Origin of the sequence: Streptomyces sp. M41 (genome assembly GCF_043673425.1) — a bacterium.
Classification (GTDB): domain Bacteria; phylum Actinomycetota; class Actinomycetes; order Streptomycetales; family Streptomycetaceae; genus Streptomyces.
This window is the reverse complement of sequence record NZ_JBIMKE010000012.1, coordinates 26,284-38,701: the sequence shown is the minus strand read 5'-3', so window position 1 is coordinate 38,701 and position 12,418 is coordinate 26,284. Positions and strand designations below refer to the sequence as shown.

At 70.4% G+C, this 12,418-nt stretch carries 11 protein-coding genes and 1 pseudogene; 6 read left to right on the top strand and 6 right to left on the bottom strand.

What is annotated here, in order from left to right:
- Window positions 1–15 precede the first annotated feature (15 nt).
- Entirely contained in the window at window positions 16–1,221 is a 1,206-nt protein-coding gene (gene fasR / locus ACHBTE_RS17210) for a fatty acid biosynthesis transcriptional regulator FasR (RefSeq protein WP_394724760.1), read from the bottom strand.
- Between the two features lie 85 nt (window positions 1,222–1,306).
- Here fasR and ACHBTE_RS17205 point away from each other — a divergent pair, with 85 nt between their 5' ends.
- Window positions 1,307–1,960, top strand: coding sequence for a pirin family protein (locus ACHBTE_RS17205; protein ID WP_394724880.1), 654 nt, complete (start codon window positions 1,307–1,309; stop codon window positions 1,958–1,960).
- Window positions 1,961–2,044: 84 nt separating this feature from the next.
- Window positions 2,045–4,270 carry an MMPL family transporter gene (locus tag ACHBTE_RS17200; protein WP_394724759.1) on the top strand — a complete coding sequence of 742 codons (2,226 nt, stop codon included), beginning with the start codon at window positions 2,045–2,047 and terminating at the stop codon, window positions 4,268–4,270.
- Here ACHBTE_RS17200 and ACHBTE_RS17195 read toward each other — a convergent pair.
- Window positions 4,267–5,088 (bottom strand): serine hydrolase domain-containing protein, encoded by an 822-nt coding sequence (locus ACHBTE_RS17195; RefSeq protein WP_394724758.1) that lies wholly within the window; start codon window positions 5,086–5,088, stop codon window positions 4,267–4,269. The two genes, ACHBTE_RS17200 and ACHBTE_RS17195, sit on opposite strands and share 4 nt — an antisense overlap.
- A 19-nt stretch (window positions 5,089–5,107) precedes the next feature.
- On the bottom strand, window positions 5,108–5,578 hold the full coding sequence (locus ACHBTE_RS17190; protein ID WP_394724757.1) for a GNAT family N-acetyltransferase: 471 nt from the start codon (window positions 5,576–5,578) through the stop codon (window positions 5,108–5,110).
- A gap of 97 nt (window positions 5,579–5,675) precedes the next feature.
- On the opposite strand from ACHBTE_RS17190, the pseudogene ACHBTE_RS17185 reads away from it, so the two are divergent.
- Window positions 5,676–6,137 (top strand): annotated as a pseudogene (locus ACHBTE_RS17185) (MerR family transcriptional regulator); the annotation flags it as partial.
- Between the two features lie 104 nt (window positions 6,138–6,241).
- Complete coding sequence (locus tag ACHBTE_RS17180; RefSeq protein WP_394724756.1) at window positions 6,242–7,255, top strand: aldo/keto reductase; 1,014 nt, start codon at window positions 6,242–6,244, stop codon at window positions 7,253–7,255.
- 36 nt (window positions 7,256–7,291) lie between these two features.
- On the opposite strand, the gene ACHBTE_RS17175 is transcribed toward ACHBTE_RS17180, so the two are convergent.
- From ACHBTE_RS17175 to ACHBTE_RS17165, 3 genes are all read right to left on the bottom strand, one after another.
- Complete coding sequence (locus ACHBTE_RS17175) at window positions 7,292–8,152, bottom strand: DUF4429 domain-containing protein (protein ID WP_394724879.1); 861 nt, start codon at window positions 8,150–8,152, stop codon at window positions 7,292–7,294.
- Window positions 8,153–8,209: 57 nt separating this feature from the next.
- Window positions 8,210–9,427, bottom strand: coding sequence for an alpha/beta hydrolase (locus tag ACHBTE_RS17170; RefSeq protein ID WP_394724755.1), 1,218 nt, complete (start codon window positions 9,425–9,427; stop codon window positions 8,210–8,212).
- Window positions 9,428–9,520: 93 nt separating this feature from the next.
- The gene (locus tag ACHBTE_RS17165; RefSeq protein ID WP_394724754.1) at window positions 9,521–10,147 is read right to left on the bottom strand and encodes a TetR family transcriptional regulator; all 627 of its coding nucleotides are present in this window, start codon (window positions 10,145–10,147) and stop codon (window positions 9,521–9,523) included.
- A gap of 66 nt (window positions 10,148–10,213) precedes the next feature.
- On the opposite strand from ACHBTE_RS17165, the gene ACHBTE_RS17160 reads away from it, so the two are divergent.
- Together ACHBTE_RS17160 and ACHBTE_RS17155 are read left to right on the top strand one after the other, a co-directional pair.
- Window positions 10,214–11,839, top strand: coding sequence for an MFS transporter (locus ACHBTE_RS17160; protein WP_394724753.1), 1,626 nt, complete (start codon window positions 10,214–10,216; stop codon window positions 11,837–11,839).
- A gap of 247 nt (window positions 11,840–12,086) precedes the next feature.
- Window positions 12,087–12,392, top strand: coding sequence for a small hydrophobic protein (locus ACHBTE_RS17155; protein ID WP_394724752.1), 306 nt, complete (start codon window positions 12,087–12,089; stop codon window positions 12,390–12,392).
- Window positions 12,393–12,418 lie beyond the last annotated feature (26 nt).

The window sequence follows — 12,418 nt, the reverse complement described above, 5'->3', positions numbered from 1 at the left end:
GCCCTCGACAAAAGCCTAGAGCTGAAGATCGCCGTCGACGAGACGCCCCAGGATCAGCGCGATTCGCAGGGTGAACGCGGAGCGTACATCGGATGGCGACCAGCCGGTGACGTCAGTCACACGTCGAAGCCGGTAGCGCACGGTGTTGGGGTGAACGAACAGCATCCGGGCGGCGCCCTCCAGACTGCTCGCCTGTTCGAGATAGACGGACAGTGTCTCCAGGAGCGCCGACCCGGCTTCCTCCAGCGGTCTGTAGATCTCCTCCACCAACTGCTCGCGCGCGCTGGGATCTCCGGCGATGGCGCGTTCCGGGAGCAGGTCGTCCGCCAGCACCGGCCGCGGGGCGTCCTGCCAGGCGGAACACGCCTTCAGCCCGGCCGCCGCGGCCTGCGCGGACCGGGTGGCGGCCAGCAGATCCGGTACGACGGGCCCCGCCACGACAGGACCCGCGGCATACGGCCCGATCAGCGACTTGGCGACCGCGAGCGGGTTGTCGCTGCCGCCCGCGATCACCACCAGCCGGTCTCCGAGCACCCCGGTGAGCACCTGGAGCTTGGCGTGCCGGGCGGCCCTGCGGATCGCCTCGACGGTCAGCTCGCTGTCCCCGTCCGGCGCGGTCCCGAGCACGACACAGACGTGTTCGGGCGAGTTCCAGCCGAGCGCCGCGGCCCGTGACACGGCACCCTCGTCGGCCTCGCCGCTGAGCACGGCGTTGACCACCAGCGACTCCAGCCGGGCGTCCCAGGCGCCGCGCGCCTCGGCGGCCTGGGCGTAGACCTGGGCGGTGGCGAAGGCGATCTCCCGGGCGTAGACGAGCAGCGCCTCGCGCAGCACGCTCTCGTCGCCGGGGGCGGCGACCTCGTCGATCGCCGACTCCATGACCTCGATGGTGGTGCGCACCATCTCCACGGTCTGGCGCAGCGTGATGGCACGGGTCAACTCGCGCGGCGCGGTCCCGAAGACATCGGTGGAGATGGCCTGCGGCGCGTCGGGGTGCCGGAACCACTCGGTGAACGCGGCGATGCCGGCCTGGGCGACCAGACCGATCCAGGAACGGTTCTCCGGTGGCATGGCCCGGTACCACGGCAGCGTCTCGTCCATCCGCGCGATGGCATGCGCGGCGAGGGAACCGGAGGACTTCTCGAGCCGCTTCAGGGTCGCGGCGTGGGCATGGACGGCGTGCGCGGCGGCTTCGGATTTACGGGCTTCGGGTTCGGGCACGGGGACAAGACTGCCTTATCCGGACGGGAGCGCGTGAAAGAGGGTCACAGGTGAGACACCCCGTGGAGCTACGGTGGTGTCCGTGATGGACGTACGGCGCGCCGCGGAGCGCTATCCGGGAGGGGATCCGGCAGCGGGCATCGAGTCCCGCCACGCCTTCTCCTTCGGACCGCACTACGACCCCGACAACCTCCGCTTCGGCGCGATGATCGCCTGCAACGAGGAGCGGCTCGCCCCCGGCGCCGGCTTCGACGAGCACCCGCACAGCCACACCGAGATCGTGACCTGGGTGATCGAGGGCGAGCTGACCCACCGCGACTCCACCGGCCACGAGACCCGGGTCGGCCCCGGAGACGTGCAGCGGCTCAGCTCGGCGGGCGGCGTACGGCACGTCGAGCGCAACGACTCCGACGCGCCCCTGACCTTCGTCCAGACCTGGCTGGCCCCGCTCTCGCCCGGCGGCGACCCGGCGTACGAGATCGTCCGTGGCATCGCGGACTCCACGCCGTACGCCGTCCCGGAGGCGGGCGCGATGCTGCATGTGCGGCGGCTGGGGGCGGGGGAGCGGACGGCGGTGCCGGACGGGGCGTTTCTGTACCTGCACGTCGTGCGCGGTGCGGTGCGTGTGGACGAGGTGGAACTGGGCGCCGGGGACGCGGCACGCATCACCGCCGCCAAGGGCCTGGCGGCCGTCGGGGTGAGCCCGGCGGAGCTGCTGCTGTGGGAAATGGCCGGTTGAAGCTGTGGCCCGAGATGCTCAAGTGGTCAGGGCAGCGTCAAATGGAGGTGATCGAATACCGCCCGGCAGAGAAGAGCCGAGCCCATGGCCAGACGCAAAGCCACAGCGGGACGGGGGGACGCCTCGAAGGGGGGACTGCGACGGCTCGGTGAGTGGTGTGCGCACCACTGTGTGATCGTGATCGTCGCCTGGGTGGTCGCCCTGGGTGGGCTACAGGCCCTGAACCATCTCTACGGCGGGGAGTACTCGGACGACTTCGCCCTGTCGGACACCCAGTCCCAGGAGGGGCTGGACGTCCTCCAGGAACACGATCCGCAGGCCTGGGGCTACAGCAGCCCGATCGTCGTCCACGACGCCGACAAGCCGCTGACCTCGCTCAGCTCGCAGATCTCGACGACGGTCTCGGACCTGCAGAAGCTGCCGGACGTCCTCTCCGTGCAGAACCCGCTGGACGCCCAGTCGTCCAAGGTCGGGCCGGTCTCCTCCGACGGGAAGACCGCGTACATCACCATCCGCTTCGACAAACAGCCCTCCCTCCTCGAGGACGGTTACCTGAACGGCGTCGACGACGCCGTGCAGCCGCTGCGGTCCGCCGGCGCCGACGTCGAGTACGGCGGCTCGCTGGGCGAACTGGCCCGCCCCGAGGCCGACGACCGGGTGAGCGAGGCGATCGGCTTCGCGGTGGCCATCGTGGTCCTGCTGGTCGGCTTCGGCAGTGTCATCGCCGCCGGTCTGCCCCTGGTCACCGCGCTGATCAGCGTGGTCGGCGGGCTCGCCCTGCTGGGGCTGCTGGCCTCCGCGTTCGTCTTCGCGACGGTCTCGCCCACCCTCGCCACGATGATCGGCATCGGCGTGGGCATCGACTACGCCCTCTTCCTGATCACCCGGCACCGGCAGAACCTCATGGACGGCGCCGATCCGGTGCGCGCCGCCGGCCACGCCGCCGCCACCAGCGGGCGGGCGGTGCTGGTCTCCGGCACCACCGTGATCGTCGCCCTGATGGGCCTGTACACCTCCGGGGTGACCTTCATCGGCAAACTCGGCCTCGCCGCCGCCGTCACGGTGGTCTCGGCCGTCCTGGGCGCCCTGACCCTGGTCCCCGCCCTACTCGGGCTGATCGGCCGCAACCTCGACCGCTGGCATGTCCGCCACCCGATCGCCGAGACCGACGCCGAACCGGGCGCCGAGCCCCAGGGCACCTGGCACCGCTACGCCCAGCGCGTCGAGCACCATCCGCTGCGGTATCTGACGGCGGGCGTCGTCACGGTCGCGGTGCTGGCCATCCCGCTCTTCTCGATCCAGCTCGGCCACATCGACGACGGCGCCGATCCCACCTCCTTCACCGACCGGCGCGCCTACGACCTGATGACCGACGCCTTCGGTGCCGGCTCCAACGGCCCGCTCACGATCGTCATCGACCAGAGCTCCGTACCGGACTCCCAGCGCTCCGACCTCGCCTCCAAAGCCCAGCAGGCCCTCGACGACGAGTCCGGGACCTCCTTCGTCACGCCCCTGGCGCCGACGCAGGACGGAGACGTGCTGCTCGGCACCGTCTACTCGTCGACGTCCCCGCAGAACGCGAACACCACCGACCTCACCAACCGGCTCGTCGACCACACCCTGCCCGACGCGCTGTCCGGCGCCGACGCCAAGGGATACGTCACCGGCACGACGGCCGCCCAGGTCGACTTCCGCGACATCGTCGCGAGCCGATTGCCGCTGATCATCGGCGTGGTCGTCGCCCTGGCCTTCCTGATCGTCCTCGCGGTCTTCCGCGGCGTGCTCGTCGCCGTCAAGGCGGCCGTCCTCAACGTCCTGTCGATCGCGGCCTCGTACGGCGTCGTCGTCGCCGTCTTCCAATGGGGCTGGGGCGGGCCCGCGCTGGGCGTCCACGGCAAGGTGCCCATCGAGAGCTATGTGCCGATGATGATGTTCGCCATCATCTTCGGGCTGAGCATGGACTACGAGATCTTCCTGCTGTCCCGGGTGCACGAGGCATGGCTGCGCACCGGGGACGCCAAGGCCGCCGTCGCCCATGCCCTGGAGATCACCGCACGGGTGATCACCTGTGCCGCCCTGATCATGGTGAGCGTCTTCGCGGCCTTCATCATCAGCGACAACATCGTGGTCAAGATGCTGGGCCTGGGCCTCGCCGTCAGCGTGCTCATCGACGCCACCGTGGTGCGCCTGCTGATGGTGCCCGCCGTGATGACCCTGCTGGGCCCGCACGCCTGGTGGACGCCGCGCTGGCTGGACAAGATCCTGCCGCACATCGACACCGAGGGGGAGGGCGAGGCCCTGAAGACTTAAGGCTTCGCCTCCGCGAGAACAGCGTCCGTGAACGGCGGCCACGCCTCGACCGCCCACGGCCCGAACGCCCGGTCCGTCAGCGCGACGCAGGCCAGGCCCGCGTCCGGGTCGACCCACAGGAACGTCCCCGACTGCCCGAAGTGCCCGAAGGCGCGCGGCGAGGACGCGGAGCCCGTCCAGTGCGGGGACTTGCCGTCGCGGATCTCGAAGCCGAGCCCCCAGTCGTTCGGGTTCTGGTGCCCGTACCCCGGCAGCACGCCCTTCGTCCCCGCGTACTGCACGCTCATCGCCTCGGCGACCGTCCGCGGGTCCAGCAGGCGCGGCGCCTGCACCTCCGCCGCGAACCGCAGCAGATCCTCGACCGTCGACACCCCGTCCTTCGCCGGGGAGCCCTCCAACGAGGTCGACGTCATGCCCAGCGGCTCCAGCACCGCCTGCCGCAGATACTCGCCGAACGCGATGTCCGTCGCCTTGGCGATGTGGTCCCCGAGCTGCTCGAACCCGGCGTTGGAGTACAGCCGCCGCTCCCCGGGCGGCGCCGTCACACGGTGCTCGTCGAAGGCCAGCCCCGAGGTGTGCGCGAGCAGATGCCGGACCGTCGAGCCCTGCGGCCCGGCCGGTTCGTCGAGCTCTACGGCGCCCTCCTCGTAGGCCACCAGTGCCGCATACGCGGCCAGCGGCTTGGTCACCGACGCGAGGGGGAAGCGGTGCCCGACCGGACCGTGCGTACCGAGGACGGTGCCGTCCGCCCGTACGACTCCCGCGGCGGCGGTGGGAACGGGCCAGTTCTCGATCAGTGCGAGGCTGCTCAGCGACATGCCTGTGAGCCTAAGCCGCTCAGAGCGTGAGAATCATCGTGGGGTCCGGCTTGTGGACGAAGCCGAGGGACACATAGAGGGGCTCGGCCTCCGGGGACGCGGTGAGCATGACCTGCCCGGCGCCCCGCTCGCGGAACCAGGCCAGCAGCTCGTCCATGCACGCGCGCGCGTATCCCCGGCGCCGCGCCTGCGGATCGGTGGCGACACTGAAGACGTACCCGGCGAGGCCGTGCGGATTGCTCGCCTTCCCGATCCGGTAGTCGACCGTCCCGACCACCAGGGCGCCCAGCGCCCCCGGCCGCAGCGGATGGTCCACGACGAACGCGGCGAAGTCCCCGTCCCCGTCGCCCAGCTTCTGGCGCAACGCCGGCAGGGACTCGGTGTGCCACGCCGTGGAACCGTCCCCTCCCGGCAGCGCGTCGATCATCACCTGACGCAGACGCAGCACTTCCTCCGCGTCCTCGGTCGTGGCACGGCGTACGAGGTTCATGCCTGGCACGCTAGCCACGGTGATCACGCCATGTCCCGTGGTTTTCTTACCGTTTCGGCTTGCTTGGAGCGCACTCCAAGGTCATAGCGTTGAGCGCATGACGGTGATGGAGACCACGAGTACCACCAGGGCCGACAGCTGCGTCGCCCCGCCGCCGCACCCGCACCGACGGCCGGAAGGCCAGGACAGCTACACGATCAGCGAGGTCGTCGCCTTCACCGGTCTGACGGCCCACACCCTGCGCTGGTACGAGCGGATCGGCCTGATGCCGCACATCGGCCGCTCGCACACCGGCCAGCGCCGCTACAGCAACCGCGACCTGGACTGGCTCGACCTCGTCGGCAAGCTGCGGCTGACCGGCATGCCCGTCGCCGACATGGTGCGGTACGCGGAGCTGGTACGCGAGGGCGACCACACCTTCGGTGAGCGCTTCGAGCTGCTGGAGTCGACCCGCCGCGACGTACTCGCGCGGATCACCGAGCTCCAGGACACGCTCGCCGTGCTCGACCGGAAGATCAGCTACTACGCGGACGCGGGGCGCCTGTACGAGCAGGACAGGCACGGGCCCGCGAAGCACGCGCACGAGAAGCAAGCGCACGAGAAACAAGCGCACGAGAAGTACGCGCACCAAAAGCACGCGCGAGAGAAGACGGAGCAGGCTGGATGACCGACAGCACGATCGCAACGGCACGACTCGGCGCGGACGGCCCCGAGGTGGGTGTCCAGGGCCTCGGTTGCATGGGCATGAGCTTCGGCTACGGCCCCTCGGACGCGGACGAGTCCAGGGCGACCCTGGAGCGGGCGCTGGAGCTGGGCGTGACGTTGTACGACACGGCGGACGCCTACGGCGCGGGTGAGAACGAGAAGTTCCTCGCCCCGTTCTTCAAAGCCCACCGCGACGAGGTAGTCATCGCCACCAAGTTCGCCCTGTCGATCCCGCCGGACGACCCGACGCGCCGGATCATCCGCAACGACGCCCCGTACATACGCCAGGCCGTCGAGGCGAGCCTGCGCCGCCTGGACGTCGACGTGATCGACCTCTACTACATGCACCGCCGGGACGTGGACGTCCCCATCGAGGAGACCGTCGGCACGATGGCCGACCTGGTCCGCGAGGGCAAGGTCAAGCAGCTGGGCCTGAGCGAGGTGACCGCGGACGAACTGCGCGCCGCGCTCGCCGTCCATCCCATCGCGGCGGTCCAGTCCGAGTGGTCCCTGTTCAGCCGGGACATCGAGGCGAGGGTGGTCCCGGCCGCCCGCGACCTGGGCGTCACCCTGGTGCCGTACTCCCCGCTGGGCCGGGGCTTCCTGACAGGTTCCTTCACCAACGCCGAGGACCTGACGACGGACGACTTCCGCCGCCAACAGCCCCGCTTCACGGGCGAGAACGCCGCGACGAACGCCGCGCTCGTGGACGCCATCCGCAAGGTGGCCGACGAACACGGCGCCACCCCGGGCCAGACCGCCCTGGCGTGGGTCCAGCAACAGGCGGCCGTCCACGGCCTCCCGGTGATCCCGATCCCGGGCACCCGCAAGCCGACCCGGGTGGAGGAGAACGTAGGAGCGACACGGATCGTTCTGACGGAGCGGGACCTGGCCGCCCTGGAGCCGCTCGCCTCGCGGGTGGCGGGCACCAGGTACGCGGACATGCGCTTCGCCTCCGCGGGCCGGGAGTAGCCCCTTGAGTCCTGGAGCTCCTAGCGCTTGGGAGCTCTAGAGCTCCGCCAGCAACTCGGCCTTCTTCACCGAGAACTCCTCATCCGTCACCAGCCCTGCCTCATGCAGTTCTCCCAGGTGGCGGATGCGCTCGGCGATGTCGGCCGGGTCGCGCCGCGGTGCCGCGGCCGGCACCGCGGCGACCGGCCCGCTCTTGCGCACGGCCGCCAGTACGGCGGCGGCGAACGGCAACGACTCGTGCACGGGCCCGTATCCCAGCCCGAACACCACCGCCGCCGGATCCTGATCGGCCTGCGCGGGCCGGTCGTCGGCACCCTCGCGCGGCAGCAACCGCAGGTGCCCCTCGAAGACTTCGGGCGAGCGCCACTCCACGCCGCTCAAGTCGCCTACGGAGAAACGCTGGTCCCCGGCCTTCCACTTGGCCGACGACGCCCCCGTCCAGAACCACCTGAAGCGCACCGTCTCGCCGTCGAAGGACGCCTTCCCGTCGTACGCCTTGAACGCCAGCGGCACCTTGGGCGCGGCCACGAGAAACCGCTCCGCGGGCCCGGACTTCGTCAACTGCGCCCGCAACTCGTCGGCGTAGTACTCGGCCAGCGTCTCCTTGTCGGCCGGCAGCACCAGCCGATACGGATCGCACCCGTCCTTCAACTGCCCGGCCGCCGCCTCCATCAGAGGATCGGCACCGGGCCGGGGCTCGATGCGCAGCACCGCGGACCCGCGCTTGCCCGTCGTCAGCGTCACACCGGCGATCGCCTCGAGCGGAACGCGTCGTTCCGTAAGTGCCTGAAAGAGCTTAGGTGTTCGAATCCCCCGTTCGTAACGGATGAGCACGGAGTCGGACTCGAACTCCCAGGCGGCATGAAATCCGGCCAGTACGTCACCCATGCGGCTCATCGTATGCGGCACGTGCTCCTCCGTCGCCACCCCGCGCAGACCGCAGTTCCTGCGCTTCTACGCGCGTCCGGCCGAAGCCGTGTCGGACAAACCCGTCCGGCAGGCACCGGCATCGTCGGCGCACCGCACCGACTCGTATGCGCCAACCCCGATCTCGGCGAAGTTCAGCACGCTGTCCGTGCCCGGCTCGAAATAGCCGCCGTGTCCCTTCGCGTCCCGCGCCGACAGCACCCGCGCCCCGAACACCGACGACACCGGGTCCTCGCCGTGCCCCAGCCCGCCGACCTCCATGTACGGCACGTCCTCGACCCAGTCGTCTGCGTCCCGCATCGCCCACACATGGGCGGAGGTGCGCAGCTGGGAGGCGCTGGAGACCCGCATACCGGGGCTGCCGGCCACCGCTATGTCGGCCACCCGGCCCGGCAGGGTGGGCGCCGCCAGCCCGCACAGCACCGAGCCGTAGCTGTGGCAGAACAGGGAGACGGGCGAGCCGCCGGGCAGCCCCCGCACCAGCGCGTTCAGCCGTACGGCACCGGACTGCGCGCGCATCGCGGTCGCCGAGTCGATGCCGAGGCCGCTGGGCGCGGTGTAGTCGGCCCAGGCGATCACGGCCGTACGCGTCGAGGGCCCGGCCGCGCGCTCGGCGGCGTACAGGGACTGAGCCATTCCGACCGGCGCGGAGTACTTGCGGCTGGTGCGCTGGAAGGTCAGCAGATCGGTGTCCACGCCGGGGATGACGACCGAGATCCGCTCGGCCTCGTCCAGGTCGCCGAAGACCTCCGCGACCCGTCCCGCACCCTCCGGATCGAACGCGAGGATGTGCCGGTCCGGCTGCATCATCGCCTCGAAGCGATCCATACGGCGGGCCGCCGCACGCTGCCCGTCCGGCGAGAGTCTGTCGTCGTGCATGCGCTTGTGCTCGACGGCGCGGGCCTTGTGCAGCGCGATGCGGTTGGCGCGGTAGCGCAGCTGGGCCGGGGCGCCGTTCATATTGCCGACAGCGAGCGGATAGCGGTGCGCGAGGGTGCTGCGCTGCCGCTCGGTCAGCGAGGCGAAGAACCGGGCGAGCCGGGCGGGGGAGGCGTCCGCGGCCGGCAGTCGGTGCCCGGCGATGCTGCCCTGCTCCCAGGCGCTGATCGAGGCCTGGAGCGGGGCCGGGGTCCGCTGGTGGCGCAAGGCCGTCCAACCGGTGGTCGCCAGCATCACGAACACGACGGCCAGCGCGAGCAGAGCGCGCCAGACGTTCAGTTGCGGGGACGTGTCGAAGGAAGTCACTGGGAGGACACACTAGGAGAACGAGAGGGTCTCGCGTTAATCGAGTGACGGGTATCACGTTTCGCTGACGTGGCCTTGAACACGCCGATGACCTCAGCGTGTTCGCCAGCTCTCGCTGAGTGCCGGTCCGATCTGTTCGAGATATGAGACGGTCAACGTCCGCATGGCGTCCAGCCCGAAGTCCTCGCCGGTGCTCCACCGGCGCTCCGTCAGCCGCATCACACCGCCGAAGACGGCCACCGTCAGCCGGGGCCGCGGATCGGCGTCCACGTCCACGCCCTCGCGCTCGGCGAGGATGTGCGCGATGGTCTCCTCGATCTCCACCGACCTGCGCAGATGGGCGGCGAGCAGGACGGGTGTGGACTCGATCACCCGGTACATGCGCAGATACAACTCGACCGGTACGACGGCCTCGATCACCTCGTTGAGGGTGTCCCAGCTCTCCAGCACGGACTGCCGCAGCGCCTCCATCGGCGCCTCGTGCGCGGGCCGCTCGCGCAGCGCGCCGACGAAGTGTGCGACCGCCATGTCGCCGACCGCGAGCGCCGCGTCCTCCTTGCCGGCGAAGTAACGGAAGAAGGTGCGCTGCGAGACGTCGACGGCCTCGGTGATCTCGTCGACGGTCGTGTGCTCGTACCCCTGGGTGGTGAAGAGCTCCAGCGCGGTCCGCAGCAGCGCGTCCCGGGTGCGCTGCTTCTTGCGTTCGCGCAGTGTTTCCATGTCTGTCAGTTACCGACTTGTGAATTGGTTTGTCAATTGTCAGCGGCTGTCACTAGCCTCGAACACATGACTAGTCAGACCACCATCAAAACGACGGGGCCGGGGGGCGAGGCACCGGCAGCTCCGTCGGACGCGACGCCGACCGAGGGGCTGCGCGGGCACCCTTGGTTCACTCTGATCACCGTCGCAGTGGGGGTCATGATGGTGGCCCTCGACGGCACCATCGTGGCCATCGCCAACCCGGCCATCCAGAAGGACCTGAGCGCCAGCTTCGCCGAGGTCCAGTGGATCACCAACGGCTACTTCCTGGCCCTCGCCGTCTCCCTGATCACCGCCGGCAAGCTCGGCGACCGCTTCGGGCACCGCCAGACCTTCCTCATAGGCGTGGTCGGCTTCGCCGCCGCCTCCGGAGCCATCGGCCTGTCCGACAGCATCGCGCTGGTCGTCGTCTTCCGTGTCCTCCAGGGCCTCTTCGGCGCGCTGCTGATGCCGGCCGCGCTCGGCCTGCTGCGGGCCACCTTCCCGGCCGAGAAGCTGAACATGGCGATCGGCATCTGGGGCATGGTCATCGGCGCCTCGACCGCCGGCGGCCCGATCCTCGGCGGTGTCCTCGTCGAGCGCGTCAACTGGCAGTCGGTGTTCTTCATCAACGTGCCGGTCGGCATCCTCGCCGTCGTCCTCGGTGTCCTGATCCTGCTCGACCACCGCGCCGAGAACGCCCCGCGCTCCTTCGACATCCCGGGCATCGCCCTGCTGTCGACCGCCGTGTTCTGCCTGGTCTGGGCGCTGATCAAGGCGCCGCCGTCCGAGTGGGGCTGGGGCGACCCGAAGACGCTGGGCTTCCTCGGCGCCTCGGTCCTGGGCTTCGTACTGTTCGCCTTCTGGGAGTCCAAGGTCAAGGAGCCCCTGATCCCGCTCGGGCTGTTCCGTTCGGTGGCGCTGTCCGCGGGTGTGGTGCTGATGGTCCTGATGGCCATCGCGTTCATGGGCGGCCTGTTCTTCGTGACGTTCTACCTCCAGAACGTGCACGGCATGAGCCCGATCGACGCGGGCCTGCACCTCCTGCCGCTGACCGGCATGATGATCGTCGGCTCGCCGCTCGCGGGCGCCATGATCACCAAGCTCGGCCCGCGGGTTCCGCTCGCGGGCGGTATGGCGCTCACCGCGATCGCCATGTACGGCATGTCCACCCTGGAGACGGACACCGGCAGCGGCGTCATGTCGCTGTGGTTCGCCCTGCTCGGCCTCGGCCTCGCGCCGGTCATGGTCGGCGCCACGGAGGTCATCGTCGGCAACGCGCCGATGGAGCTGTCCGGCGTGGCCGGCGGTCTTCAGCAGGCCGCGATGCAGATCGGCGGCAGCCTCGGTACGGCCGTGCTGGGCGCCGTCATGGCCTCCAAGGTCGACAGCGACCTGGCCGGCAACTGGACGTCCGCGGGGCTTCCGCCGCTCACCGAGGCACAGCGGGCCCAGGCCTCCGAGGCGGTCCAGGTCGGTGTGGCACCGCTGGCCCCGGGCACCCCGAACCCCATCGCCGCGAAGATCACGGACGTGGCGCACGACACGTTCATCTCCGGCATGAGCGCCGCGTCCCTGGTCGCCGCCGGTGTGGCCGTGGTCGCCGTCTTCGTCGCCTTCCTCACCAAGCGCGGCGCGAACGCGGAGGCGGGCGCGGGCGCGGCGCACATCTGACGTCCGCCGACGCGCGCGAGCCGCACGCGCTCACGCGCCCAAGGGAGGGGTCCCGGGCCGGAGTTCCCCTATCAGGGTGACAACGCTCAAGATCCCTCCCACCGGCACGCGCCGCAGGTCACAGTGGGTCATGCCAGGGCCAGCGGCGCGCTGCCGGAGGGGGTCAGCGCGCCGGGGTCCGCATCCCCGGCATGAACCGCGCCCCGTGGGTACTCGCCAAGTCGAACACCGACTCAGGGAGTTGACGATGGCGGGCTTCTCGCACGGTACGCGCAGGCACCCCCGCTCACGTGGCCGGACGTGGTCACGGACCGGGCCGGATCGCGCGACCCTGGGCATCATCGGGGCCATCTGTGCGGTCGCCGGCTTCTTCGTCCTGGGCATCGTTCTCGGCCCGGTGGCGATCGTCTGCGGCTGGCTGGCCATGGGCCGCACATGGTCAGGAACCCGCCACGTCCCCGCCCTGATCGCCGTGGTACTCGGCGCGATAGACACCCTGCTGGCCCTGCTGTGGCTGTCAGGAACCGCCGGCCTGGGCAACGGCCTGCTCTGACCGCACTGCCGCCCACCCCCCCGGCC